The following is a 26,149-nucleotide window of genomic DNA, read 5'->3' on the forward strand; positions in this document are numbered from 1 at the left end:
TCTCACCATGAACACATACATTGCACGGCCCGAGCTGGCCTCGCCCGAGCCCCACAGTACCCGGCCCTTCATCGAGGTGCAGGGCGCCGAGATGGTGTTCCACAGCCGCAAGGGCAGCTTCCACGCCCTGCAGAACATCCATCTGCAGGTTCGGCGCGGCGAGTTCCTCACCTTGATCGGCCATTCGGGTTGCGGCAAGTCGACCCTGCTCAATCTGATTGCCGGCCTGCTGCAGCCCAGCGCCGGTGTGCTGTTGTGCGACAACCGCGAGATCCGTGAGCCCGGCCCCGAGCGCGCCGTGGTGTTCCAGAACCATTCGCTGCTGCCCTGGCTCAGCTGTTTCGACAATGTGCTGCTGGGCGTGCATGCGGTGTTCGGCAAGAGCGAGTCGCGCGCGCGCCTGCAGGAACGCAGCCAGGCGGCGCTGGAGTTGGTCGGCATGGCCCACGCGGCGCAGAAGCGGCCGCAGGAGATCTCGGGCGGCATGAAGCAGCGCATCGGCATCGCCCGTGCGCTGGCCATGGAACCCAAGGTCTTGTTGATGGATGAGCCTTTCGGCGCGCTCGATGCGCTGACCCGCACCCATTTGCAGGACGAGCTGCTCAAGATCGTGGCCCGCACCCAGAGCACGGTGGTGATGGTGACCCACGATGTCGACGAGGCCGTGCTGCTGTCGGACCGCATCGTCATGATGAGCAACGGCCCTGCCGCCACCATCGGCGAGATCCTGGACGTGAACCTGCCACGACCGCGCGAGCGTGTGGCCCTGGCCGAGCAGCCCGCGTATGCGCGTGCGCGCAAGGCGGTGATCGATTTTCTCTACACCCGCCATGCCCCTGTGGAGCGTGCCGCATGAACGCCCCAACCCCGAACGCCGGGCTCAAGCCCGCGGCCAGGAAGCTGCGATTGGTGCTGATCGGCAATGGCATGGCTGGCGTGCGCACGCTGGAAGAACTGCTCAAGCTGGAGCCCGATCTCTATGACATCACCGTCTTTGGCGCCGAGCCCCATCCCAACTACAACCGCATCCTGCTCAGCCCGGTGCTGGCCGGCGAGCAGACGCTGGACGAGATCATCCTCAACCCGCTGGACTGGTATGTCGAGAACGGCATCACCCTGCATCTGGGCAAGACGGTCACCGCGATCGACCGCCTGCGGCGCGTGGTCACGGCCAGCGACGGCAGCGAGGCGCCCTATGACCGTCTGCTGATCGCCACCGGCTCCGTGCCCTTCGTGCCGCCGATTCCGGGCAAGGACCTGGACGGCGTGCTGGCCTACCGCGACATCGCCGACACCGAGGCCATGATTGCGGCCGCGGCACGCTACCAGCATGCGGTCGTCATCGGCGGCGGCTTGCTGGGCCTGGAGGCGGCCAACGGGCTGATGCTGCGCGGCATGCAAGTGACCGTGGTCCATCTCGGCGAGAGCCTGATGGAGCGCCAGCTCGACGAGACCGCCGGCGATCTCTTGCGCCAGTCCCTGCAGGCGCGCGGCCTGCGCTTTCTGCTCGGAGCGCAGACCCAGGCGCTGATCGCCGAGCGCCCGGCCGCAAGCACTGCGCAGGGTGAAACAAGCCCAGCCCGGCAGCGCGTGCTGGCCGTGCAGTTCAAGGACGGCCGCGAGATCCCGGCCGACCTGGTCGTCATGGCGGCCGGCATCCGCCCCAACACCGCCCTGGCCGAGTCGGCCGGCCTGCTGTGCGAGCGCGGCATCGTCGTCAGCGACAGCCTGCAGACCCGCACCGATCCGCGCATTTATGCCGTCGGCGAATGCGCGGCGCACCGCGGCATCGCCTATGGCCTGGTGGCACCGCTGTTCGAGCAGGCCAAGGTCTGCGCCAACCACCTGGCGCAGTTGGGGCTGGGTCGCTACCTCGGTTCTCAGACCAGCACCAAGCTCAAGGTCACCGGCATTGACCTGTTCTCGGCCGGCAACTTCAGCGGCGGCGAAGGCACCGAAGAAATCGTCATGAGCGACCCCTTTGCCGGCGTCTACAAGAAGCTGGTGATCCAGGCGGACCGCCTGGTCGGCGCCTGCCTCTACGGCGACACGGTGGATGGCAGCTGGTACTTCAAGCTGCTGCGCGAGGGCCGCAAGATCAGCGACATCCGCGACCGCCTGATGTTCGGCGAGTCGAACATTGGCGATGTTGGCCACCAGGGCCACAACCGAGCCGCAGCCATGGCCGACAGCGACGAGGTCTGTGGCTGCAATGGGGTCAGCAAGGGCGCGATCTGCAAGGCCATCAAGGACAAGGGCCTGTTCACGATCGAGGATGTGCGCAAGCACACCAAGGCCAGCGCCTCCTGTGGCTCGTGCACCGGCCTGGTCGAGCAACTGCTGATGGCCACGGCCGGTGGGGACTACTCCGCCGCGCCCGGCAAAAAAGCGATGTGCGGCTGCACCGAGCTGAGCCATCAGGAGGTTCGTGACGCCATTGTCGAGCGGCATCTGACCCGGCTGGATGAGCTCTACGCGGCGCTGTCCTGGCGCAGCCCCAATGGCTGCGCCAGCTGCCGGCCGGCCTTGAATTACTACCTGATTTCCAGCTGGCCCAAGGAGGCGCAGGACGACCCGCAGTCGCGCCTGATCAACGAACGCGCCCATGCCAACATCCAGAAGGACGGCAGCTACAGCGTGATCCCGCGCATGTGGGGCGGCGAGACCTCGGCCGACGAGCTGCGCCGCATCGCCGACGCGGTCGACAAATACAAGATCCGCACCGTCAAGGTCACCGGTGGCCAGCGCATCGATCTGCTGGGCGTGCGCAAGGAGGATCTGCCGGCGGTCTGGAAGGACATCGGCATGCCCTCGGGTCACGCCTATGCCAAGGCCTTGCGCACCGTGAAGACCTGCGTTGGTTCCGATTGGTGCCGGGTCGGCACGCAGGACAGCACGGCCATGGGCAAGACCCTGGAGCGGGCCATGTGGCGCATGTACGCGCCGCACAAGGTCAAGTTCGCCGTCTCGGGCTGCCCGCGCAACTGCGCGGAGTCCGGCATCAAGGACGTGGGCATCATCGGCGTGGACAGCGGCTGGGAGATGTACATCGGCGGCAATGGCGGCATCAAGACCGAGGTGGCGCAGTTCTTCACCAAACTCAAGACGGCCGAGGAGGTGCTGGAGTACACCGGCGCCTTCATGCAGCTCTACCGCAAGGAGGGCTGGTATCTGGAGCGCACCGTGCACTACCTGGCGCGCGTCGGCATGGCCCACGTCAAGCAACGCATCCTCGACGATGCCGAGGGCCGGCGCGCCCTCTGGGCCGAGCTGCAGTTCGCGCTCGACGGCGAGCCCGACCCCTGGGTGGAGCTGGATCAGGCGCGGGTCGACCGGCGCCAGTTCGAGTTGCTGGCATGAAGACCATGGAGACCTCAATGACGACGATGGACACCCAAGCGGCGGACTGGACGCGGGTCTGCCACATCAAGGAGATTCCGGTGCTCGGCGCGCGCCAGCTGCAGCGCCCGCAAGGGCCGGCCGTGGCTTTGTTCAGGACCGCGGACGAGCGCGTGTTTGCCTTGCTCGACCGTTGCCCGCACAAGGGCGGGCCGCTGAGCCAAGGCCTGGTCTTCGGCCATGCGGTCGCCTGCCCCTTGCACAACTGGACCATTGCCCTGGACAGCGGCCAGGCCCTGGCGCCCGATCAGGGCTGTTCGGCCCGCTTCAGCGTGCAATTGCGCGAGGGCGAGGTCTGGCTGCGCCGCAGCGAGCTGGACAGCCTGGGCCTGGAGTTCGCGCCGCTGCAGGCCGGGCCTTGCGGTGCTTGAAACCATGAACGAGGCCAAGGACACCCGTTCCACTTGCCCCTACTGCGGCGTCGGTTGCGGCCTCATCATCGAAAGCGTGGCCGGTGAGATCCGCGGCGTGCGCGGTGACCCTGAGCATCCGGCCAATGCCGGCCGTTTGTGCAGCAAGGGCGCCACCCTGCATCTGACGGCCACGCCGCTGATCCAGCGCAGCCGCCGGCTCTTGCAGCCGGCCTGGCGGCCCGAGCGCGGCGCGCCGGCGCAGGCGCAGCGCTGGGATCAGACCCTGCCGCGCCTGGCCGAGCGCCTGGCCGAGATCCACCGCAGCCATGGGCCGGATGCGATCGGCTTCTACATCTCGGGCCAATTGCTGACGGAGGACTACCACGCCTTCAACAAGCTGGCGCGTGGCCTGGTCGGCACCAACAACATCGACAGCAACTCGCGCCTGTGCATGAGTTCGGCCGTGGTCGGCTACAAGCAGAGCCTGGGCGCCGACGCCCCGCCTTGCTGCTATGAGGACATCGAGCAGGCCGGCTGCGTGCTGATCAGCGGCGCCAATCCGGCCTGGGCTCACCCCATCCTCTTCCGTCGCATGGAGGCCGCGCGCGCCGCCCGGCCCGAGATGAAGATCATCGTCGTCGACCCGCGTCGCACCGAAAGCGCCGAGTTCGCCGATCTGCATCTGCAGATCCTGCCGGGCAGCGATGTCGCGCTCTGCCTGGGTTTGCTGCACGCCTGCATCTGGGAAGGCTGGATTGCCGAGGACTTCATCGCCGCCCACACCGAAGGCTTTGCCGCCTTGAAGGAGCTGGCGCGCGGCTACACGCCGCGCGAGGCCGCGCGCTTGTGCGGCATCCAGGAGGCCGACCTGTTGACGGCCGCGCGCTGGTTCGCGCTCAGCCCGGCCAGCCTGTCGCTCTACTGCCAAGGCCTGAACCAGAGCAGCAGCGGCAGCGACAAAAACAGCGCCCTGATCAATCTGCACCTGGCCACGGCCCAGATCGGCCGGCCCGGGGCCGGGCCTTTTTCGCTGACCGGCCAGCCCAATGCCATGGGCGGGCGCGAAGCCGGCGGCATGGCGACGCTGCTGCCCGGCCACCGCGACCCGGCCGACGCCGCACACCGCGCCGAGATCGCCGCGCTCTGGGGCGTGGACGCGCTGCCGGAGCGGCCGGGCAAGAGTGCGGTCGAGCTGTTCGAGGCCGCTGCGCGTGGCGAGATCAAGGCGCTCTGGATCGCCTGCACCAACCCGGCTCAATCCATGCCCGACCAGGCCCTGGTGCGGCGCGCATTGGAGGCCTGCGAGTTGGTCATCCTGCAGGACTGCTTTGCCGATACCGCCACCGCGCCCTATGCCGATGTCTTGCTGCCCGCTGCCGGCTGGGGCGAGAAAGAAGGCACGGTCAGCAACAGCGAGCGCCGCATCAGCCGGGTGCGCGCCGCCATCGCGCCGCCCGGCGAGGCGCGGCCGGACTGGCAGATCGTGCGCGATCTGGCCCAGCATCTGGAGCCGCTGCTGCGTCCGGGCCGGCCGGGCTTGTTCGAGTTTGAGCGCAGTGAGCAGCTGTGGCTGGAGCACCGCGCCGCTACCTTGGGCCGTGACCTCGACATCGGTGGCCTCAGCTATGCCTTGCTGGACGCCCAAGGCCCGCAGCAATGGCCGTTTCCGGCCGGCGCCCTGCGCGGCCAGGCCCGGCTGTACCAGGACGGGCGTTTTGCAACGCCCGACGGCCGGGCGCGCTTCATCGCCCGGCCTTGGCAGGCGCCGCGCGACAAGATCGATGCCAAATACCCCTTGGGCCTGAACACCGGCCGCCTGCGTGAGCACTGGCATGGCATGAGCCGCAGCGGTCAGGTGCCGCGTCTGTTTGGCCATGAACCGCGACCGCTGCTGCGGCTGAATCCGCAGGACATGCCGCGCCGCGGCCTGGCCGATGGTGATCTGGTCCGCTTGAGCTCGCGCCGCGGCGAGATGGTTTTGGCGGTGCAGGGCGATGCCCGCGTGCGGCCCACCCTGGCCGATCTGCCCATGCACTGGGGCCAGGACCATGTGTCCGGGCGGGACAGCCAGGGCCGGCCGCTGCTGGGTGTCAATGCGCTGAGTCAGCCGGCTTTTTGCCCGGACTCCCGCCAGCCCGAGCTGAAATTCACCGCCGTGGCCGTTCACAAGCTGGACCTGCCCTGGCGGCTCAGTGCCGCGGCATGGGTGTCGGGCGATGCGGTGGCCACTGTGGGTCGGGCCTTGTCGGCGCTGCTGTCCGAGTTCGACTATGCGCACTGCCTGCCGGTGGCAGCGCCGGCCGGGCTGCCGCCCGAGGAGGGCTTGCAGGGCTGGAGCCTGGAGGCGGCCAGCGCCGCGCCGGTGGCGCCGGAGCTTTTGCGGCGCATCGGTGATCTGCTCGGCCTGCGTGGCGCGCGCCTGCTCCGTTATGTGGACGGCCAGCGTGGTCGCAGCCGCCTGGCGCTGCTGGACGAGGGCGGTCATCAGGCCCGGCTGCGCGCCGTCCTGACGGTGGGCTCGGTCGGTGAGGGCGCTTGGGTGCAAGCACTGTGGCGCAGTGCGGCCCTGGCTGCACCCTATGGCCGCCGTCTGCTGGAGCCGGCCGAAGTCGATCTCTCGGACGCCGGGCCGCCGGCCGCTGCGCCCAGCCCCCAGGTCTGCAACTGCCTCGATGTCAGCGAGGCGCGCATCCGGGCGCAACTGGCGAGCTGCGCTGGCAGCCCGGCCGAGCGCCTGGCCGCGCTGCAGCAGGCCCTGGCCTGCGGCACGCAGTGCGGCTCCTGTCTGCCGGCGCTGCGCCGGCTGGAGCGCAGCACGGCGCCTGCTCTTGTTTCTTCAGCCCCTTGCCTGGAGTCTCAGCCATGAAGAACTCATCTGCTTGCTTGCATCCGGTCAGCCTGGTCGGAGCCGGCCCCGGTGACCCGGAGCTGCTGACCCTGCAGGCCTTGAAGCGCCTGCAAGCGGCCGAGCTCATCCTCTGCGACGACCTGGTCGATGCCCGCGTGCTGGCCCTGGCCCACCCGGCGGCGCGGGTCTTGCGGGTCGGCAAGCGCGGCGGCTGCGTCTCGACCGAGCAGAGCTTCATCCATGAGCTGATGATCCGCGAGGCGCGCGCCGGACGGCGCGTGTTGCGCCTCAAGGGCGGCGACCCCTTTGTCTTCGGCCGCGGTGCCGAGGAGGTCGATGCGCTGCGCGCCGCCGGCCTTTCTGTCGAGGTGCTGCCGGGCATCACCGCCGGCATTGCCTCCCCGGCCAGCATCGGCATTCCGGTCACCGACCGGCGCCATGCACCCGGCGTGGCTTTTGTCACCGGCCACAGCCGGCCGGAGCTCGGCCAGGACGCGGGCCCGGCCGGTCCCGACTGGGCCGCGCTCGCGCGCAGCGGGCTGAGCCTGGTCATTTATATGGGCTTGAGCCGCATCGAGGACACGGTGGCCGCCTTGTGCGCCGGAGGCCTGGCCGGCACCACACCGGCGGCCGTCATTGCCGCGGCCCACACGCCGCAGCAGCGCCAAGCCGTCTGCACCCTGGAGAGTCTCGCCACCACCGTGCGCGAGCAGGGCCTGGCCAGCCCGGCCATCATCGTCATCGGCACCGTCGTCTTGCAGGCCCATGCTGGAGCCTCGGGTTTGCCGCTGGATTTGCAGCCGGATTCGTTGGGGAAACCGCTGGTGGAACTGCAGCGGAGCTTGCGCCAGGCCTGAAGCTTCCTGTGCGGCCGAGGGTCTGCACGCGCGAGCAGCCCGAAACTGCTGGTAGGCTGCGCGCAATGCCACTGTTGCGTCTGCGGTCGCCCTTCTTGCCATGAGCTTTCTTGCCATCGATATCGGCAACACGCGCCTGAAATGGGCGCTTTACGCCTCGCCCCAGCCGGGCGCGGTGCTCTTGGCGCATGGGGCTGTGTTCCTGGAGAACATCGACCAGCTGGCCGACAGCGACTGGCGCGCCTTGCCGGCGCCGCACAGCGTGCTGGGCTGCAATGTGGCCGGGGATGCGGTGCGCCGCCGTGTCGAGGAGCAGCTGGAACTTTGGGACATCGAGCCGCGCTGGGTGGTCAGCAGCGCGCAGGCGGGCGGCGTCACCAATGGCTATGACCACCCGGGCCGGCTCGGTACCGATCGCTTCGTGGCCTTGATCGGCGCGCGCGCCCATGTGCTGGCGCGGGCCACGGCCGAGCGGCCGGCGCGCGCGGCCCTGGTGGTGATGATTGGCACGGCCGTGACGGTCGATGCGCTCGATGCCAGCGGGCGTTTTCTGGGCGGGCTGATCATGCCCGGCCACGGCATCATGCTGCGCGCGCTGGAAGGCGGCACGGCCGGCCTGCGCGTGCCCACCGGCGAGGTGCGCGAGTTCCCGACCAACACCTCGGACGCGCTGACCAGCGGCGGCACTTACGCCATCACCGGCGCCATCGAACGCATGCATCGCCACCTGCAGAAGCGCGAGGGCGCCATGCCCTTGACCCTGATGACCGGCGGTGCCGGCTGGAAGGTATCACCGACCCTGGACATCGAGCACGAGCTGGTCGACTCGCTGATCTTCGACGGCATGCTGGCGCTGCAGTCGCATCGGCTGGCGCTGTAGTCAGCCTGGCTCGCGTCGCTGGCGAAGCTCGTCCTTGAGCTCGGCCAGCTCTTGGTGCACGCTGCGCAGCTGCGCGTGCAGGTCGCGCAAAATGTCTTCCTCCATGCGCCGCTCCGAGGTCTCCACCCACATGGCCGCAATCGCCGCCGTGACCAGAGACAGCACGGCATAACCGAGCAGCACGACGAAGACCGAGAAGATCTTGGAAGCGGCTGTGGTGGGCACGATGTCACCGAAGCCCACCGTGGCCGCGGTGGTGAAGGCCAGCCAGAGGCCGTCGCCCAGGGTGCTGGCACGCGGCTCCAAAGCCCAGAAGCCGACGCCGCACATGCCCAGCACCAGCAGGGACAGCAAGAGCAGATAGCCCAGGCCGCCACGCGTCACCCAGCTCTTGACCGCCCAGACCATGCGCAGCAAGGTCAGCATGGCAATCACCAGGCGGATGGCCAAGGCGGCCTGAGATTCATTGCTGGGCGGTATCAAGGCCGCCACCGGCAGCAGCACGACCAGACAGAGATCGAGCAGATTGCCTCGCAGGTATTGGCGCGGATGGCTGCAGTGCCGTGCCACCCGCCAGAGCGAGGTGGTCACCAGGGCTGCTGCCACCAGGTAGATGGCCACGGCCAGCGGCGTGGGCAGCGATTCCAGCAGCTCGATGTAGAAGGCCGGAATCGTGCACATCAAGGCCACCAGCACCGGCCAGCGCCAGAACTTCTCGGCGCGCACGGCGCCGGCATTGAGGGCGCTGGGCCGGCTCAGGCCCCAGCTTCGGGTGGGCAGTCGGTGTGGCATGGCGCGAGCTTAAGCGCCGGGGCCAGGCTGCGAATTGATGTAAGACAAGATGCGGAGGCGGAGCGGAGCGCTCTCGCTGGAGGATTCGTGCCGCGAGCGAGGCTGAGTCCGGCCTGGCGCCTGAGGTACATCAGACCCGTGCCCAACGCAGCAGCTCTGTCGCATGGACTTGGGCGCTCCCTGCGTTGCTCAGCCGCATCCTGCCGCAGGCTTCCTGAGCGGATATATAGCGCCCCAGAGGCGCCAGCACATCAATAATGCAATTGCAGGTGGACTTTGACTAGGACGGCTATGGTTGCTGCTCGATTGGGAAAGAATGAGCCGGAGCGCCTGCAGGCGCTGGTCGATCTCAATGTCCTGGACACAGGGCCTGAGCCGGAGTTCGATGCGCTTGTGCAGGCCGCCGCCGCCGTATGCGAAGTGCCCATTTCCCTGGTCAGCCTGGTTGACGTGGATCGCCAGTGGTTCAAGGCCAATGTCGGACTGCCAGGTGCAGAGCAAACGCCGCGAGACGTAGCGTTTTGCGCGCACGCCATCCTTGAAGACGGTCTTTTTGAGATCGACAACGCGATGGAAGACCCGAGGTTTGCTAGCAACCCCTTGGTCACCAGTGATCCGAACATTCGCTATTACTGTGGCGCCAGCCTCACTTTGAGCAGTGGTGAGAAGGTTGGAACGCTGTGCGTGATCGACCGCAAGCCGCGGCACTTGAGCGAACATCAGCGCACCATCTTGAAACTGCTCGCACAAGCAGCGACCGCGGCATTGGAGCGGCGGCGAGATGCCCTGGCCTTCTTCAAGAGTGAGGCCAAGTTTCGAGCTTTGAGCGATGCATCTCCGTTAGGGATTTTTGCCGCCAATCCAGCAGGGGAATGCACCTACACCAATGTGCGGTGGCAGCAGATTCATGGCCTGACATTGGCGCAGAGCTTAGGTTCCGGATACAGCCTGACGCTGCACCCTGAGGATCGTGATCAAGTGCTGGAGGAATTGCGCACGACCCTGGGGGCGGGCCAGGATTTTCGGCGGACTTACCGAGTGCAGCCAGCTCCCGATGTGATCCGTACCGTGCGAGCCTGGGCCAAGCCAGTCCGTGGGAGTGATGAAGCGTTGCTTGGCTTTGTCGGGTCCATCGAGGACATTACCGACGCCATGGCCGTCGAGCAGGCATTGAATGCCGAGCGCCAGTTCCTGGCTTCGGTCATCGAAGGCACTGGCGCCGGCATCTGGGAGTGGAATGTTCAAACTGGGGCGGTGAAGTTGAACGAGCGATGGGCGAACATGCTCGGTTACACGCTGGTCGAATTGGCTCCCATTGACATTTCGACCTGGCAGCGGCTTTGCAACGCTGAGGATTTGGCCAAAGCGAGGGATGCGTTGACGGCCCACTTTGAAGGCAAGAGCGCGTACTACGACCACGAGCTGAGAATGCGGCATCGTCTGGGCCATTGGGTCTGGGTCCAGGCGCGCGGCAGCCTGAAGTCCAGGCTGCTTGGAGGCGAGCCCGAGTGGATGGTCGGCACCCACCTCGACATTTCTGAACGCAAGCAAGCGCAAGCCGAGTTGGCCGAGCGCGATCGCTTCATGCGCAGCCTTGTCGACGTGCTGCCGGGTCTGGTGGGGTATTGGGATACGAATCTGCAATGCAGATTTTCAAACAGTGCCTATCAAGAGTGGTTTGGCAGAACGACTCAGCAGATGCTCGGCATCTCCATGAGCGAATTGCTGGGCCCGGAATTGTTTGCCAAGAACGAGGCTTACATCAACGCAGTACTGCGTGGCCAAGTGCAGCATTTCGAGCGCACCCTGGTGAAGCCCGATGGGTCGAGCGGCTATACCTGGGCTCACTACGTACCGGACATCGATGGCGAAGTGGTGCGCGGGTTTTTCGTGCTGGTGGCTGATATCACCGAGATCAAGCAGGCCCAGTTCACATTGCAATCGATGAACCAGGAACTTGAACTCAGAACGCGCCAAGCGGAATCTGCGAGTGCGGCCAAGGCCCAGTTTCTGGCCAATATGAGCCATGAATTGCGCACACCGATGAACGCCGTGCTGGGCATGCTCCAGCTGATGCGGCGCACTGATTTGACGCCCCGCCAAGTCGACTATGTCGACAAATCACAGATTGCGGCCAAGTCGCTGCTATCGATCCTGAACGACATCCTCGACTTCTCCAAGATTGACGCCGGCAAGATGACGCTGGATCCGCAGCCTTTCCAGTTCAGTCGATTGCTAGACGATCTCTCGGTGGTCTTGTCGGCCAGTGTTGGTGAAAAGAGCATCGAAGTTCTGTTCCGGGTCGCCAGTCAGTTTCCAAACGAACTCACCGGTGACGCATTGCGGCTCAAGCAGATTCTGATCAATCTGGCGAGCAATGCGATCAAGTTCACGGACCGAGGCGAGGTGGTGATTGCTGTCGATTCGATCGCCAGCGATGAGCAGCGTGTGACGGCGAGATTTTCGATTCAGGACTCCGGCATTGGTATTCCGTCGGACAAGCTTGAAACGATCTTTGAAGGTTTTTCCCAGGCCGAAGCCTCGACCACGCGAAGGTTCGGTGGCACGGGTTTGGGTCTGGCAATCAGCCGGCGCTTTGTGGAATTGATGGGGGGGCAGCTGACCGTACACAGCGAACTTGGCAAAGGCAGTTGTTTCAGCTTTGAAGTCACATTCGAAAGAGCCAAGACGCACGCTGAACCTCAGCCTCAGCCGCCTTCAGCCCTGCCATTGCGGGTGCTGGCGATTGACGATAGCGCGGCTTCGCTCGACTTGCTATCTGTCTATGGGCGCGAGTTCGGCTGGCACATGCAGGTGGCGGCCAGCGGACCGCAGGGTTTGGCCGCGCTGGCTGAAGCTGCTGAGAACGACCGAAGCTTTGACGTCGTTCTGGTGGACTGGCGCATGCCCGAGATGGACGGATGGGAGGTGTGCGAGCGTATTCGACGTAATGGCAGCAACAACCCGCCTGTGCTCATCATGGTCACCGCGCACGGTCGCGAAGTCCTGTCGAAGAAGGCCGAGCTTTCAAGAAGAACTCTGGACGGCTTCCTCGTCAAGCCGGTGACACCGGCCATGCTTCTGGACGCAGTGACCGAGGCCCACAACAAGTTGAATGCGAATGGCGAAGGTGCCCGCCGTTCTAGCCACGTCAGTGCCCTCTTGCTCAAGGGCTTGAGAATCCTGTTGGCCGAGGACAGTCCGCTCAATCAGCAGGTGGCGACCGAGTTGTTGAGTGACGAGGGCGCCACAGTTTTCCTGGCAGAGGATGGACAGGCTGCAGTGGATGCAGTGAGGTCAGCGGAAGCGCCGTTTGATTTGGTGTTGATGGATGTGCAAATGCCAAAGATGGACGGCTACGAGGCCTCCCGCAGAATTCGGCGTGAACTCGGTCATGCCGCGCTGCCTATCATCGCAATGACCGCCAATGCAATGCCGGCCGACCGTCAGGCTTGTCTTGATGCAGGCATGAACGACCACATCGGCAAGCCGATTGACTTTTCGGAGTTGGTTGAGATCGTTCGGCGTCACGCAATGCGTTTGAGTTCAGCGCCGGTTGACAACTCTCCGACCCGACCATCAGATGAAAAAACGCAGGGCAGCCAGACCGTGCTGGACATGCCCTTGGCACTGGCCCGTTTCGGAGGACGCGATGCCCTGCTGCAACGCAGCGTCCGAAAGTTGATCTCCTCGCTTGAATCATTGCCTGAGCAGCTGCGAGAAGAGGCCGCTCGGGACAGCACCGCGGTCATTCGGATATTGCACACCATCAAGGGCAATGCTGGCATGACGGGCGCTGTGTTGCTGGCGGACGTCGCAGGCAAAGCAGAGGACCGTGCGGAACAGCGGGCAGGGTCGGGTGAGCTCTCGCAGTCCTTCATCGATGATCTTCTTCGCAGCATGGACGTGGTGGTGCGTCAGTCCGTCGATGCGCTCAACGCCTACCTGGACCAATGCCTGCCCTTGGTGGCTCAAACCACCGTCGTGACACCTTCCATTGCAGCCGAAGACCTGCAGCGCCGACTCGAAGAACTGGACACACTTTTGCGTGATGGAAATATGCGTGCAAGCGAAGAGTTCGAAGCATTGCGTTCCGATTTGGGCCAGGTCTTTGGCGAGCGTACTGCGGGGCTTGATGTTGCAATCGAAAGCCTAGACTTTCAGATGGCCTCCAAGATCGTTCAACAACTCAGGAAGACCGCACCGTGAAATCTGGCTTCCTAGATCTATCAGACGAAGTCGAAGAGGGGGCCTTGGTCCCATTGCGTCGCGCATCGATCTTGATCGTGGACGATCAGGCGACGGTGTTGCAATCGCTCTATCAGCTTTTCAAGGACAGCCACGAGGTGTTCGTTGCGACCAGTGGCATCCAGGCACTGAACCTGGTCAAGGTGAATCCGCCCGACCTCATCCTTCTCGACATGGTGATGCCCGGGATGACAGGCATGGAGGTCTGCAGGCAATTGAAAGAAGACCCCGAGACCCAGAATATTCCGGTCATATTCCTCACTGCAAATTGCAGCGTCGATGACGAGGCACGCGCCCTCGATGCAGGCGCGGCCGACTTCATTTCCAAGCCTTTCAATCCGAGAATCGTGACGGTCCGTGTCAATACGCAGTTACGCCTCAAGGCCAAGTCGGATCTTCTCCGGCGGATTGCAAGGACTGACGCCTTGACCGGCCTGAGCAATCGGAGGCACTTCAACAGCACCTTGAGCAGGGAATGGCGACGTTGCGCACGAAGCTCGCTGCCCATCTCGCTGGTTTTCATCGACGTGGACTTTTTCAAGCGATTCAACGACATTTACGGCCATCCGATGGGTGACTATTGCCTGTCTTCGGTCGCCACGGCGATGAAGTCGCGCATGTGGCGGCCTGCTGACTTGCTGGCCCGGTTCGGGGGTGAGGAGTTTGTTTGCCTGTTGCCCGAGACTCCGCTGGAAGGTGCCACTCACAAAGCGCAGGAACTTGAAGCTTCCGTGCGTGCCTTGGCGATTGCGCATGAGGGCTCGGGAGTTGCCCCGGTCGTCACCATCAGTCTTGGCGTCGCTGCTGCTCAGCCCGCTCATGGAGATGATCCGAGAGCCTTGGTCGATGCAGCCGACCGCATGCTCTATGAAGCGAAAGCGGGTGGGCGAGGGCAAGTCAGGTCGGCTCAGATCCCTGTTTCGACGGCTGCTTGATGGCCTGAAAACGTTCGGCCGAACGCCGCCCGCCCGAGACGACGCTGCGCTGCGCAGGCCGCAGAGGATGTGTTGCCCTACGGCCCTTGCGCGGCAAGAAAAAACGCTCAAGCGATCACAGGATGAAGCGCGACAAGTCCTCGTTGCGCGACAACTCACCCAGCTTGGCATCGACTTCGGCAGCACCGAGTTGCACCGTCTGACCGCCGAGCTTGGGGGCATCGAAGCTGATCTCGTCGAGCAGGCGTTCCATCACGGTCGCCAGGCGGCGGGCGCCGATGTTCTCGGTGCGCTCGTTGACGTCATAGGCGATCTCGGCGAGGCGGCGAATGCCTTCGGCCGTGATCTCCAGTGTCACGCCTTCGGTCGCCAGCAGGGCCTGGTATTGCTTGATCAGGCTGGCATGCGTACTGCTGAGGATGGCTTCGAAATCATCGACCGACAGCGAGCCCAGCTCGACCCGGATCGGGAAGCGGCCTTGCAGCTCGGGGATCAAGTCGCTGGGCTTGGCCAGATGGAAGGCGCCCGAGGCGATGAAGAGCATGTGGTCGGTCTTGACCATGCCGTACTTGGTGTTGACCGTCGTGCCCTCGACCAGGGGCAGCAGATCGCGCTGCACGCCCTGACGCGAAACTTCAGCGGTGCCGGTGTCAGAGCGCGAGCAGACCTTGTCGATTTCGTCGATGAAGACGATTCCCATCTCCTGCGCGCTCTGTAGGGCGGCGGTCTTGATCTCGTCTTCGTTGAGCAGCTTGGCCGCCTCTTCCTCGACCAGCAGCTTGAGTGCCTCGCCGATTTTGAGCTTGCGGGTCTTCTTCTTGCCCGCGCCCATTTGCGAAAACATGCCTTTGATCTGCTCGGCCATCTCCTCCATGCCCTGGCCGCCCAGGATCTCCATGGTCGGCTTCGCTTCCAGCAGATCGAGCTCGATTTCTTTGTCGTTCATGCTGCCTTCACGCAGGCGCTTTCGCATGATCTGGCGGGTGGTGCTGTCGGGGGCTGGGCTGCTGCTTTCGGCTTCCAGGCGGGCCGGGGGCACCAGGATGTCCAGCACCCGGTCTTCGGCGGCGTCCTCGGCGCGCAGACGCTGGCGGCGCATCTGCACCTCGCGCTCCTGCTTGACGGCGGTCTCGATCAAGTCGCGGATGATGCTGTCCACGTCCTTGCCGACATAGCCGACTTCGGTGAACTTGGTCGCTTCGACCTTGATGAAGGGCGCGCCGGCCAGGCGAGCCAGGCGGCGAGCGATCTCGGTCTTGCCGACGCCGGTGGGGCCGATCATCAGGATGTTCTTGGGCGTGATTTCGCCGCGCAGCTTGTCGTCCACCTGCTGGCGGCGCCAGCGGTTGCGCATGGCAATGGCCACGGCCCGCTTGGCGGCGTTCTGGCCGACGATGTGCTGGTCGAGTTCGGAGACGATTTCTTGGGGGGTCATGGAGCTCACTCGAGCACCTCGATGGTGTGGTTGCCGTTGGTGTAGATGCAGATCTCGCCGGCGATTTCCAGCGACTGCTTGACGATCTCGGAGGCGGTGAGCGTGCTGTGCTGCAGCAGGGCGCGCGCGGCAGCCTGAGCGTAGGCGCCACCCGAGCCGATGGCGACGATGCCCAGCTCGGGCTCCAGCACATCGCCGTTGCCGGTGATGATCAGCGAGGCCGTGCGGTCGGCCACGGCCAGCATGGCCTCCAGGCGGCGCAGCACGCGGTCGGTGCGCCAGTCGCGCGTCAGTTCGACGGCTGCCCGCACCAGATGGCCTTGGTGCTTTTCCAGCTTGGCCTCGAAGCGTTCGAACAGGGTGAAGGCATCGGCGGTGGCACCGGCGAAACCGGCCAGCACTTGGTCGCGGTGCAGCTTGCGCACCTTGCGTGCGCTGGCCTTGACGACGATGGTGCCCAGGGTGACCTGGCCGTCGCCGCCAATGGCGACCTGCATGCGGCCGTCGGGCAAGGGCCGGCGTACGCTGACGATGGTGGTGCCGTGGAAGGACGGCGGGGCGCTGTGGCCCTGGGAGTATGAAGAGTCCATAGCGGCTCCAGATGGGGCTGCGGGTCGCAGCTTTCAAGCATGCGACCCGCAGGTTTCAATCATGGCTGTCGGTGCCGCTCGCCGAGAGCTGCGAGCAAAGCCCAGCGCAGCGGTTCTGGCTAGGCGGCCTGGCGCAGACAGTACTCAGAGTACGGCAAGCCAGGCCAACGCCGCCAGAAGGGTTTTGCTCGCAGCTCTAAACGGTGCGGACCTTGATCTTGGCGTGTTCGTTGATGCCCATGGCGGCAAAGAACATGGCCACCAGGCGGTGGGGTTCGCTGAAGCTGACGCTGCGGTTCTCGCTGCGGCGGCTCAGCACCCAGTTCAGCAGGTCGCCAGCGGCCATGAAGTCGAGGCGGATCAGGCGCGGGCAGTTGACATTGATGACGGTGGCCGCGCCAAGCTCGCCGCTCAGCTTGCGCAGCAGTTCGGAGATGTCGCCGCTGAGCTGGCCGCTGAGCTCCAACTGCACGCTGGCCTCCAGGCTGGCCTGCTCGGTGATCTGGGACTCCATGAAGGAGGTCGAGATGCCTTCCTGTGTGGTCGTTCCCGTGGCCGGCCCGTTGGTGGACAGGCTGGAGCCGCTGACGTTGACCCGGCAGCGCGTGCGCTCCCAGGACGGCGGCGAGACTTCATAGGTGACGCAGTAGTCGATGGCGGCTTCGTCGAACTGGTCCGGGCGGTTGACCAGGCGCAACGCCTCCAAGCGCAGCATCCAGAGCTGGGGGTCGACTTCGCGCACGCCAATCGGGGTCAGCTCTTTGAGTGCCTGCAAGAAGGCCTCACCGGCCAACCAGCGCATATCGACTTGCTGGCCGGCCCAGCTGCGGAACAGATCGCGCAGTTGCACGCAGGCCACCGGGTCGACCTGACGCGCCGCCGACCAATCGAGCACCCAGGGCATGGGCATGTTCTGGCAGCGCTTCTGCAGCAGGGCCACGGCCTCTTCGGTCAAGGCTTCGGGCGCCGCCCAGCTGACGTTGCTGGCCTTGGCCATGGGCGCGCGCACCTGCTTGGCGGCCGCTTCGGCCACCAGCTTGGGCAGGGAGAACCACTGCGGGGCCGAGCGCCCAAACTGCTGGGCATAGGTCAGGGCCAGGGCTTCGAACTTGGCTTGCTGGCCGGTGGCGCGGTAATGGTCAAACAGCACCAGCCAGGTTTCGCCGTCACCATGGCGGCGGCCCCCCGTGCGGGTCAGCTCGACCAGGGCGCGCTCGCAGCTTTCGTAGTCGGCATTGGCAAAGGCGATAACCGCCTCGTCCAGCTCGGGGTCATGGATCAGCTCATGGACTTCAATCGGTGCCTTCTCGGCGGCCAGGAAGCTCAGGGCTTGATCCAGCACGGGCAGGGCGGTGGCTGGAGGTCGTGCAGCCGGAGCGGGGGCAGGCGCTGGCTTGGCGCGCTCGGCGGCCGGCCGGGCCGCTTTGGCGGGCGCGGCCTTGGCTGAAGGGAAGGGTGCGGCCGGCAGGGCGCCGAGGCTGGGCAGGCGGCTCGGCTTGGCATCGGACAGTGGCGCCATACCGGCGCCCATGACCAGAGCGGCCGGGCCGGCCTTGCTGTCCATGCGTTCCTTATCGGCGGCGCTGGCGAATTCGCTGACGCGGCTGATCCGGCTGGCGCCGGGTTCGGCCGTGATGGTGGTGGGCGAGAAATGCACCGGCCGGGTGCTGGTTTCAAAGAAACCGGGCGGATGCGAGCTCTGCACCTGGGTCGGCGCGAAGCTCTCGCCGGCCATTTGTTGTTCGATCTCGTCGATCTTGGCCTTGACGCCCAGATCGATCTTGGAATTGACCTCGCTGTTGCCGCTGGCGCTGGCGCGCTCGACTTCTTCCAGCTTGGAGTTCGACGAGCCCAAGGCGGCCAACTGCTCGGGGGTCAGGCCCTCGCGGCGGATGCGGCGCAGCATGTCGAGCTCGCGCTTGCGCACAAAGTCATTGCGGCGCTTGCGCTCGACCATGGCGCGCAGCTCGGCCTTGGCCTGGTCACCTTCCGGGTCATCTTGGCGCGAGTTGATCTCGGCCCAGTCCGTGGTCGGGTTGGCCACAAAGCGCGCGACCTTGCGGAAGAAGCTCTCGCCGTCTTTCGGTTCTGTCATGCGCGCTGGACCTTGGCTGGATGGAGGGTGGGGTGGAGAGGGCGGCAGCGTCGTGAGAGCGCTGCGTGGGCGGGGCGGCCGACAGCCGGCCCCGCGGGCGCCGCTCATCAGTCACCGAACATCTTCTGCTTCATTTCGCGACGTTGTTGGGCTTCCAGCGACAGCGAGGCGGTGGGGCGGGCGATCAGTCGGCCCAGGCCAATCGGCTCGCCGGTTTCGTCGCAGTAGCCGTACTCGCCGCTGTCCAGACGCGACAGCGATTGCATGATCTTCTTCAGCAGCTTGCGCTCGCGGTCGCGGGTGCGCAGCTCCAGGGCATGCTCTTCCTCGATGGTGGCGCGGTCGGCCGGGTCGGGGACGATGGAGGTGTCTTCACGCAGATGCTCGGTGGTCTCACCGGCATTGGACAGCACACCGTTCTTCAGTTCGGTCAGCTTGGCGCGGAAGAATTCAATTTGCTTGGCGCCCATGTACTCGGTGTCGGGCATGGCCAGCACTTCGGCATCGGTCAGTTCGGCGCCAGACTTGGTCTTCCAGGCATTGGCCAGCTTGGGGTCGGCCTTGGCGGCCTTGTTGTTGGAGTTCTGAGGGCTTTCGATCACGGGCGTATTCATCTGTCGGGTGGGCGGCTTCGGGGGGGCGAATCGGTCAGCGAAGCGGCTGTTTCCGGTCGGTGGGGGGGCGGCATCCAGCAAAGCGACCGCTGGCTGAACCCCTGCATCGGTCTTGGACTTGGATGCCGCCTTGCTGGTTTTGCTGCTTGGCTTGGCATCGCCGTCAGGCTTGGTGGCTGACGTCGGTGTCGGATGTGGGGCCTGGATCTTGCTCACGTTTCTCTCCTCGCTCCGGCAGTTGAAGAGGTCTCTGCCGGGCTAGATTGCAATCGGGATCAACTGAATCGCTTTTTCGGGCGCCGCGGATTGTAGCCAGCTTGAGTGTGCGCCCAGAACGCCCGAACTAGGGGAGTTTTCCCCCAGCTCGTGAGCCGGCGCTGCGGCCTCAGGCCAGGCAGCCTTCCAGGCCTTGCAAGAGGATCTCCTTGGGCAGGTCGATGCCGATGAAAACCATTTTGCTCGTCTTTTTCTCACCTGGCATCCAGCGCGGGCCGAGGTCGGAGCCCATCAGCTGGTGCACGCCCTGGAAGATCACCCGCTTGTCGGTGCCCTTCATGTTCAGCACGCCCTTGTAGCGCAGCAGCTTGGGGCCGTAGACCTGAACGATGGCGCCCAGGAAGTCTTCCAGCTTGGCCGGGTTGAAGGCGCGGTCCGACTTGAAGACGAAGGACTTCACATCGTCGTCATGGACATGGTGATGCGGGTGGTCGCAATGCTCGCCATGCTCATGGTCGTGATCATGGTGGTGGTGGTCGTCAATCTTCAGGAAGTCCGGGTCGATTTCCAGCTTGGCGTTCAGATTGAAGCCGCGCAGATCCAGCACGCGCGACAGCTCCACCTCGCCGAAGTGCACGCGTTGCTGCGGCGCACGCGGGTTCATGTGCTTGAGGCGGTGGCTCAGAGCATCGACGGCGGCGCTGTCGACCAGGTCCGACTTGCTGATGAAGATCTGGTCGGCGAAACCGACCTGGCGGCGCGCTTCCTGGCGGCTGTCCAGCTGCTGGTTGGCGTGCACGGCATCGACCAGGGTCAGCACGCCGTCCAGCAGATAGGCCTCGGCGATCTCGTCGTCCATGAAAAAGGTCTGGGCCACCGGGCCGGGGTCGGCCACGCCGGTGGTTTCAATGATGACGCGCTCGAAGTTGAGCTCGCCGCGGCGCTTCTTGGCAGCCAGGTCGGACAGCGTGGTGCGCAGATCTTCACGGATGGTGCAGCAGACGCAGCCGTTGTTCATCTGGATGATCTGTTCCTCGGTGTCGGCCACCAGGATCTCGGTGTCGATGTCCTCTTCACCGAACTCGTTTTCGATCACGGCGATCTTCTGGCCGTGGGCTTCCGAGAGCACGCGCTTGAGCAGGGTGGTCTTGCCGGATCCGAGGAAGCCGGTGAGGATGGTGACGGGGATGAGACCTTTGGACATGATGGGTTCGCGCGCGGCGCTCTGCTAGAAAAACCAGCCCTGGATATGGGGGCGGGTGAATGTCCTGCAAGAGCTCTGTCATGTCAATCGGTTATTCTGCAAGCTTGTGTAACTACGACACGCAGTCCCAGTGTCTGAACCTCAGCCTAGTCGGCCCTCTGCAAATCATGCAAAAGGGGGCGAAAGAAATCCATCCGCTGTGCCGCGCGGCCTCATGGTGCGCATTCTGGAGTTTCTCCATCCCGGCCCGGATTCCAAGAGTGAACTGCTCGAAGCGCTGGCTGATGCCGAGCAGCGCGAGCTGATCGAGCCCGAATCACGCCAGATGCTGGAAGGCGTGCTGCGCATGGCCGAGCTCAGCGCCGGCGATGTGATGGTGGCGGCGCCGCGCATGGATCTGCTCGATATTGACGCGCCTTATGACGAGCTGCTGGCGGCGGTGATCGATTCCGGTCACTCCCGCTTCCCGGTCTTCGAGGGCTCGCGCCAGAACATCATCGGCATCTTGCTGGCCAAGGACCTGCTCAAGATCCAGCGTGCCCCGGAGCTGAATCTGCGTGCCCTGCTGCGGCCGACCATCTTCGTGCCCGAGAGCAAGGGTCTCAATGATCTGCTGCGCGACTTCCGCTCCAACCGCAACCACCTGGCCATCGTCATCGATGAGTTCGGCAACACCGCCGGCCTGATCACCATCGAGGATGTGCTGGAGGAAATCGTCGGCGAGATCGAGGACGAGTTCGACGACAAGGACGGCGAATCCGGCATCTACACCCTGGCCGATGGCAGCCAGCGCGTGGCCGGCGACACGCCCATCGTCCAGGTCAACCAGGCCTTCACGGTGGCGCTGGCAGTGGACGAATTCGACACCATCGGCGGCCTGGTCGCCCAGGAGCATGGCCGGGTGCCGCGCCGCGGCGAGGTGGTCGAGCTGGCTGGCCTGCGCTTTGCGGTCATGCTCACGCGTGGCGGCTCGGTGCGCTGGTTCAAGGTCACGCGCGTACCCAAAACCGAGACTTGATGTTCATGCCTCACGACTCCCTCAAGGCCGCCCCCCGGGTGGCCTTTTTTGCGGCACTGCTGGCCGGGGTGCTGCACACCGCGGCCTTTGCGCCGCTCGACGCCTGGTGGCTGCAGATCCTGGCCTTGGCCGGCTTGGCGGCCTTGAGCTGGTCCGCCGCACCGCGTCGCGCCGCCTGGCTGGGTGCGGGCTTTGGCCTGGGCTGGCTCAGCAGTGGTTTGTGGTGGCTGCACATCAGCATGCACCAGTTCGGGGGAATTCCCTGGCTCTTGGCGGCTCTTGCCGTGCTGCTGCTGGCGGCGTTTCTGTCCAGCTATTACGCGGCCATGTTGGCTTTGCTGGCGCAGCTGCGCCTGCGAACCCAGCCGGGCGCAGGCTTGCAGGCGCTCTTGTTTGCCAGTGTCTGGCTGCTGGCCGAGCTGCTGCGCGCCACCGTGTTCGGCGGCTTCCCCTGGCTGGCCAGCGGCTATGCCCACACCACCGGGCCGCTGGCGGCCTGGGCGCCCTGGGTGGGCATCTACGGCATCTCGGCCCTGGCTGCGCTGGCCGCGGCAGCGCTGGCGGCCTTGGCCTTGCCGGCCGTGCGCGCCTGGCGGCCGGCGGTGGCCGTGCTGGGGCTGCTGACCGTGGCTGCGCTGCTGCTGCCGCAGGAATTCACCCGCTCCACCGGTTATCTGAAAGTGTCCCTGCTGCAGCCCAATGTGCCGCAGGATCAGAAGTTCGACCGTGAGCGCATCGACGGCAATCTGGAGCATTTGGCCCAGCTGATCGAGTCGGCACGCGGGCAGCTGGTGCTGACCCCAGAGTCGGTGGTGCCGGTGCCCATGGCCTATCTGGACCCCGACTACCTGCTCCGTTTGCAGGCCACCTCGGTCGACCGCCCCTTGTTGCTGGGCAGCTTTTTGGGCAGCGAGAAGGAGGGTTTCGTCAACTCTCTGCAGAGCTTCGGCAGCCTGCCCAGCTACAACTATGGCAAGCGCCATTTGCTGCCTTTTGGTGAGTTCATCCCGCCCGGCTTCCACTGGTTTGTGCGCCTGATGGGCATTCCCATGGATGACCAGGCGCGTGGCCAGCACCAGCGCGCCTTTGCCGTGGCCGGCCAGCGCCTGCGACCCTTGATCTGTTACGAGGATCTGTTCGGCGAGGACTTTGTCGAAAGCGTGCGTGGCCCCGAGGCCGCCACCGTGCTGGCCAATGTCAGCAATCTGGCCTGGTTCGGCACGCTGATGGTGCAAGACCAGCATCTGCAGTTCTCGCGCATGCGGGCGCTGGAGTTCCAGCGGCCTTTCATCCGCTCGACCAACACCGGCGCCACGGCGGTGCTCGACCACCGCGCCGAGCTCACGGCCCAGTTGCCTCCGGCCCAGGCCGGTGTGCTGGAAGCCGAGGTCGAAGGGCGGCAGGGCGAAACCCCCTATGCCCGCTGGCTGTATGCCCTGGGCCTGTGGCCGCTCTGGCTTGTGGCACTGGCACTTCCGCTCGCCCTCGCATGGCGGGCGCAAGCCGCCCGCCGCGCCTCGTAGAATCGGCCCCAAGCGATGGCGGGGCTGGGCCCCGCCGCATCCCACCACTTCTTTCTTGTCAGCGGCGCAAGCCCGATGCCATCACCTCTATGCTGAGCTTCCAGCACATCATCTTGACCCTGCAGGACTACTGGTCCAAGCAGGGCTGCGCACTCCTCCAGCCCTACGACATGGAAGTCGGCGCCGGCACCAGCCACACCGCCACCTTCCTGCGCGCCCTGGGCCCTGAGCCCTGGAAGGCCGCCTACGTTCAGCCCAGCCGCCGCCCCAAGGACGGCCGCTACGGCGAGAACCCCAACCGCCTGCAGCACTACTACCAATACCAGGTGGTGCTCAAGCCCGCGCCGGCCAACATCTTGGAGCTGTATCTCGGCTCGCTCGAAGCCCTGGGCTTTGACCTGAAGAAGAACGACGTGCGCTTCGTCGAGGACGATTGGGAAAACCCGACCCTCGGTTGCTGGGGCCTGGGCTGGGAGGTCTGGCTGAACGGCATGGAAGTGACCCAGTTCACCTACTTCCAGCAGGTCGGCGGTATCGACTGCAAGCCCATCACCGGCGAGATCACTTACGGTCTGGAGCGTCTGGCCATGTATCTGCAGGGCGTGGAGTCGGTCTACGACCTGGTCTATGTCGAAGGCAAGGACGGCGCGCCGGACATCAAGTACGGCGATGTCTTCCACCAGAACGAGGTCGAGCAATCGACCTACAACTTCGAGCACAGTGACGTCGAGTTCCTGCTGACTGCTTTTGCCGCGCACGAGAAGCAGTCCAAGCACCTGATGGAGCAGCAGCTGGCGCTGCCCGCCTACGAGCAACTGCTCAAGGCCGGCCACAGCTTCAACCTGCTGGACGCCCGTGGCGCCATCAGCGTGACCGAGCGCGCCGCCTACATCGGCCGCATCCGCAATCTGGCACGCGCCGTGGCGCAGAGCTATCTGGAAAGCCGCGCACGCCTGGGCTTCCCCATGGCGCCGAAGGAATGGGCCGATCAAGTCATCGCCCAGATTGAAAAGAAAGCAAAGGCGGCCTGAGTCATGAGCGCGCACAAGAATCTGCTGATTGAATTGTTTGTCGAAGAGCTGCCGCCCAAGGCGCTCAAGAAGCTGGGCGAGGCTTTCTCCGCCGTGCTGGTGGACAGCCTCAAGGCCCAGGGCCTGGTGGGTGAGGGCGCGCAAGCGACCGCCATCGCCACGCCGCGTCGCCTTGGCCTGCATCTGACGAACGTCGCGCCCAAGGCCGCCGACCGCGCCGTGCAGCAAAAGCTGATGCCGGTGGCGGTGGCTCTGACGGCCGAGGGCCAGGCCACGCCGGCCCTGCTGAAGAAGCTGGCCAGCGTCGGCGCCGATGCCTCGGTGCTGCCCCAGCTCAAGCGCCTGCCCGATGGCAAGGCCGAAGCCCTGTTCCTGGATCAGTTGGTGCCCGGCGCCACCCTGGCCGAAGGCCTGCAAAAGGCTCTGGACGAGAGCCTGGCCAAGCTGCCCATCCCCAAGGTCATGAGCTACCAGCTGAAAGACGGCTGGACCGATGTGAAGTTTGTGCGCCCGGCCCATGGCATCGTCGCCCTGCACGGCGCTGAGCTGGTGGCTGTTTCGGCCCTGGGTCTGCAATCGGGCCGCACGACGCGCGGCCACCGCTTCGAGGCCAGCGCGCCCGAGCTGACGATTGAAAGCGCCGACAGCTATGCCGCGCAGATGCGCGAGCAGGGCGCCGTGATCGCCGGCTTTGCCGAACGCCGCGCCGAGATCGCGCGCCAGCTGCAGGCCGCTGCCGCCCAGCAAGGGCTGAAGCCCATCGAGGACGAGGCTTTGCTGGACGAGGTCACCGGCCTGGTTGAGCGGCCGAATGTGCTGAGCTGCCAGTTCGAGCCCGAGTTCCTGGCCGTGCCGCAGGAATGCCTGATCCTGACCATGAAGGCCAATCAGAAGTATTTTCCGCTGCTGGACGCCGCCGGCAAGCTAACGAACCACTTCCTGGTCGTCAGCGCCATCAGCCCGACTGACGCCAGTGCCGTGATTCAGGGCAATGAGCGTGTCGTGCGCCCACGCCTGGCCGATGCGAAGTTCTTCTTCGACCAAGACCGCAAAAAGACTCTGGCCGATCGGGTGCCAGGTCTTGCCAAGGTGGTCTACCACGGCAAGCTCGGTACGCAAGGCGACCGCGTCGAGCGTGTGCGAGCCATTGCTCGCGCCATCGCCGGCCTGCTGGGCGGCGGCGCGCTGACCGAGCAAGCCGACCAGGCTGCACTGCTGGCCAAGTCCGATCTGCTGACCGATATGGTCGGCGAGTTCCCCGAGCTGCAAGGCATCATGGGTGGTTACTACGCCCGCCATGACGGCCTCAGCGAGGCCGTGGCCCTGGCCGTGGAAGACCATTACAAGCCGCGCTTTGCTGGCGACGAGCTGCCGCGCAACGAGGTCGGCCTGGTCGTGGCCCTGGCCGACAAGCTGGAGACCCTGGTCGGCCTGTTCGGCATCGGCCAGCTGCCCACCGGCGACAAGGACCCGTTTGCCCTGCGCCGCCATGCCCTGGGCCTGGTGCGCATGCTCAGCGAGCGCGCGCCCACGCTGGCGCTGGACGCTTTGATCGAAGCGGCTGTGCCGGCCTTCGCTGCCCTGATCCAGAACCCCGCCGGCCCGCTTTCCGACTTTGTCTTCGACCGCCTGTCCGGCTCGCTGCGCGAGCAGGGTTACAGCGCTCAGGAAGTCGACGCCGTGCTGGCCCTGCGCCCGCAGCGCTTGGCCGATGTGGCCGCGCGCCTGACGGCCGTGCGCGCCTTTGCCGCCCTGCCGGAAGCCGCCGCTCTGGCCGCCGCCAACAAGCGCATCGGCAACATCCTGAAAAAGAGCGAAGAGCCGGTGCAGGCTCAGATCAACGAGGCCCTGCTGGTCGAACCGGGCGAGCAGCATCTGGCGGCGGCGCTGAAGAATGCCAAGCCGCTCGCGGACGGCCTGTTCCACAACGGCGAGTACGCCGCCTCGCTGCGCGAGCTGGCGGTGCTCAAAGGCCCGGTCGATGCCTTCTTCGATGGCGTCATGGTCAATGCCGAAGACCCGGCCCTGCGCGCCAACCGCTTGGGCCTGCTCAAGACCCTGCACGAGGCCATGAACCGGGTGGCCGAGCTGGCGCGTCTGGCCTCCTGAGT

General features: G+C 65.4%; 18 protein-coding genes. 12 read left to right on the forward strand and 6 right to left on the reverse strand.

Going from position 1 to position 26,149, the window contains the following annotated elements; translation table 11 throughout:
* Window positions 1-7: 7 nt before the first annotated feature.
* The 6 genes from LNV28_RS13725 to LNV28_RS13750 all read left to right on the forward strand — a co-directional run bounded on the left by LNV28_RS13725 (window position 8) and on the right by LNV28_RS13750 (window position 8,337).
* Window positions 8-856, forward strand: coding sequence for an ABC transporter ATP-binding protein (locus LNV28_RS13725; protein ID WP_263519121.1), 849 nt, complete (start codon window positions 8-10; stop codon window positions 854-856).
* Entirely contained in the window at window positions 853-3,360 is a 2,508-nt protein-coding gene (gene nirB / locus LNV28_RS13730) for a nitrite reductase large subunit NirB (protein ID WP_263519120.1), read from the forward strand. The genes LNV28_RS13725 and nirB overlap by 4 nt, the downstream gene beginning before the upstream one ends.
* Before the next feature lie 17 nt (window positions 3,361-3,377).
* Complete coding sequence (gene nirD, locus LNV28_RS13735; RefSeq protein ID WP_411969973.1) at window positions 3,378-3,770, forward strand: nitrite reductase small subunit NirD; 393 nt, start codon at window positions 3,378-3,380, stop codon at window positions 3,768-3,770.
* A 4-nt stretch (window positions 3,771-3,774) separates the two neighbouring features.
* Entirely contained in the window at window positions 3,775-6,618 is a 2,844-nt protein-coding gene (locus LNV28_RS13740) for a nitrate reductase (protein WP_263519119.1), read from the forward strand.
* Complete coding sequence (cobA, locus tag LNV28_RS13745; RefSeq protein ID WP_263519118.1) at window positions 6,615-7,457, forward strand: uroporphyrinogen-III C-methyltransferase; 843 nt, start codon at window positions 6,615-6,617, stop codon at window positions 7,455-7,457. The genes LNV28_RS13740 and cobA overlap by 4 nt, the downstream gene beginning before the upstream one ends.
* Window positions 7,458-7,557: 100 nt before the next feature.
* A complete protein-coding gene (locus LNV28_RS13750) occupies window positions 7,558-8,337 on the forward strand; it encodes a type III pantothenate kinase (RefSeq protein WP_263519117.1) in 780 nt (259 codons plus the stop codon).
* Here LNV28_RS13750 and LNV28_RS13755 read toward each other — a convergent pair whose 3' ends face one another.
* Window positions 8,338-9,129, reverse strand: coding sequence for a potassium channel family protein (locus LNV28_RS13755; RefSeq protein ID WP_263519116.1), 792 nt, complete (start codon window positions 9,127-9,129; stop codon window positions 8,338-8,340). It lies immediately after the preceding gene.
* Between the two features lie 291 nt (window positions 9,130-9,420).
* Here LNV28_RS13755 and LNV28_RS13760 point away from each other — a divergent pair, with 291 nt between their 5' ends.
* Together LNV28_RS13760 and LNV28_RS13765 are read left to right on the forward strand one after the other, a co-directional pair.
* Window positions 9,421-13,338 (forward strand): response regulator, encoded by a 3,918-nt coding sequence (locus LNV28_RS13760; protein WP_263519115.1) that lies wholly within the window; start codon window positions 9,421-9,423, stop codon window positions 13,336-13,338.
* Window positions 13,335-14,312: a diguanylate cyclase gene (locus LNV28_RS13765; protein ID WP_263519114.1), complete on the forward strand. Its 978-nt coding sequence runs from the start codon at window positions 13,335-13,337 to the stop codon at window positions 14,310-14,312. Before LNV28_RS13760 ends, LNV28_RS13765 begins: the two co-directional genes overlap by 4 nt.
* Before the next feature lie 115 nt (window positions 14,313-14,427).
* Here the strand turns inward: LNV28_RS13765 and hslU are convergent, their stop codons facing one another.
* The 5 genes from hslU to LNV28_RS13790 form a co-directional block, all read right to left on the reverse strand.
* Complete coding sequence (hslU, locus tag LNV28_RS13770; protein ID WP_263519113.1) at window positions 14,428-15,756, reverse strand: ATP-dependent protease ATPase subunit HslU; 1,329 nt, start codon at window positions 15,754-15,756, stop codon at window positions 14,428-14,430.
* The gene (gene hslV / locus LNV28_RS13775; protein ID WP_318013855.1) at window positions 15,753-16,337 is read right to left on the reverse strand and encodes an ATP-dependent protease subunit HslV; all 585 of its coding nucleotides are present in this window, start codon (window positions 16,335-16,337) and stop codon (window positions 15,753-15,755) included. The genes hslU and hslV overlap by 4 nt, the downstream gene beginning before the upstream one ends.
* 196 nt (window positions 16,338-16,533) lie before the next feature.
* Window positions 16,534-18,432 carry an STAS domain-containing protein gene (locus LNV28_RS13780; protein WP_263519112.1) on the reverse strand — a complete coding sequence of 633 codons (1,899 nt, stop codon included), beginning with the start codon at window positions 18,430-18,432 and terminating at the stop codon, window positions 16,534-16,536.
* 107 nt (window positions 18,433-18,539) lie between these two features.
* Entirely contained in the window at window positions 18,540-19,262 is a 723-nt protein-coding gene (gene dksA / locus LNV28_RS13785; protein ID WP_263568985.1) for an RNA polymerase-binding protein DksA, read from the reverse strand.
* Window positions 19,263-19,431: 169 nt separating this feature from the next.
* Window positions 19,432-20,466, reverse strand: a complete 1,035-nt coding sequence (locus tag LNV28_RS13790; protein ID WP_263519111.1) for a CobW family GTP-binding protein — start codon at window positions 20,464-20,466, stop codon at window positions 19,432-19,434.
* 214 nt (window positions 20,467-20,680) lie between these two features.
* On the opposite strand from LNV28_RS13790, the gene LNV28_RS13795 reads away from it, so the two are divergent.
* From LNV28_RS13795 to glyS, 4 genes are all read left to right on the forward strand, one after another.
* Window positions 20,681-21,484 carry a CorC family transporter gene (locus LNV28_RS13795; RefSeq protein ID WP_263519110.1) on the forward strand — a complete coding sequence of 268 codons (804 nt, stop codon included), beginning with the start codon at window positions 20,681-20,683 and terminating at the stop codon, window positions 21,482-21,484.
* 5 nt (window positions 21,485-21,489) lie between these two features.
* On the forward strand, window positions 21,490-23,007 hold the full coding sequence (gene lnt / locus LNV28_RS13800) for an apolipoprotein N-acyltransferase (RefSeq protein WP_263519109.1): 1,518 nt from the start codon (window positions 21,490-21,492) through the stop codon (window positions 23,005-23,007).
* 89 nt (window positions 23,008-23,096) lie between these two features.
* Entirely contained in the window at window positions 23,097-24,038 is a 942-nt protein-coding gene (gene glyQ / locus LNV28_RS13805; RefSeq protein WP_263519108.1) for a glycine--tRNA ligase subunit alpha, read from the forward strand.
* Window positions 24,039-24,041: 3 nt separating this feature from the next.
* Entirely contained in the window at window positions 24,042-26,147 is a 2,106-nt protein-coding gene (gene glyS / locus LNV28_RS13810; RefSeq protein ID WP_263519107.1) for a glycine--tRNA ligase subunit beta, read from the forward strand.
* The last annotated feature ends 2 nt before the right edge of the window (window positions 26,148-26,149 follow it).

The sequence above is a fragment of the Paucibacter sp. DJ2R-2 genome, from assembly GCF_025717675.1.
GTDB lineage: Bacteria > Pseudomonadota > Gammaproteobacteria > Burkholderiales > Burkholderiaceae_C > Paucibacter_A.

Coding starts and splice junctions, on each gene's coding strand:
- LNV28_RS13725 (WP_263519121.1), top strand. CDS start 8: ATGAACACATACATTGCACGGCCCGAGCTGGCCTCGCCCGAGCCCCAC.
- nirB (WP_263519120.1), top strand. CDS start 853: ATGAACGCCCCAACCCCGAACGCCGGGCTCAAGCCCGCGGCCAGGAAG.
- nirD (WP_411969973.1), top strand. CDS start 3,378: ATGACGACGATGGACACCCAAGCGGCGGACTGGACGCGGGTCTGCCAC.
- LNV28_RS13740 (WP_263519119.1), top strand. CDS start 3,775: ATGAACGAGGCCAAGGACACCCGTTCCACTTGCCCCTACTGCGGCGTC.
- cobA (WP_263519118.1), top strand. CDS start 6,615: ATGAAGAACTCATCTGCTTGCTTGCATCCGGTCAGCCTGGTCGGAGCC.
- LNV28_RS13750 (WP_263519117.1), top strand. CDS start 7,558: ATGAGCTTTCTTGCCATCGATATCGGCAACACGCGCCTGAAATGGGCG.
- LNV28_RS13755 (WP_263519116.1), bottom strand. CDS start 9,129: ATGCCACACCGACTGCCCACCCGAAGCTGGGGCCTGAGCCGGCCCAGC.
- LNV28_RS13760 (WP_263519115.1), top strand. CDS start 9,421: ATGGTTGCTGCTCGATTGGGAAAGAATGAGCCGGAGCGCCTGCAGGCG.
- hslV (WP_318013855.1), bottom strand. CDS start 16,337: ATGGACTCTTCATACTCCCAGGGCCACAGCGCCCCGCCGTCCTTCCAC.
- LNV28_RS13780 (WP_263519112.1), bottom strand. CDS start 18,432: ATGACAGAACCGAAAGACGGCGAGAGCTTCTTCCGCAAGGTCGCGCGC.
- LNV28_RS13790 (WP_263519111.1), bottom strand. CDS start 20,466: ATGTCCAAAGGTCTCATCCCCGTCACCATCCTCACCGGCTTCCTCGGA.
- LNV28_RS13795 (WP_263519110.1), top strand. CDS start 20,681: ATGGTGCGCATTCTGGAGTTTCTCCATCCCGGCCCGGATTCCAAGAGT.
- lnt (WP_263519109.1), top strand. CDS start 21,490: ATGCCTCACGACTCCCTCAAGGCCGCCCCCCGGGTGGCCTTTTTTGCG.
- glyQ (WP_263519108.1), top strand. CDS start 23,097: ATGCTGAGCTTCCAGCACATCATCTTGACCCTGCAGGACTACTGGTCC.
- glyS (WP_263519107.1), top strand. CDS start 24,042: ATGAGCGCGCACAAGAATCTGCTGATTGAATTGTTTGTCGAAGAGCTG.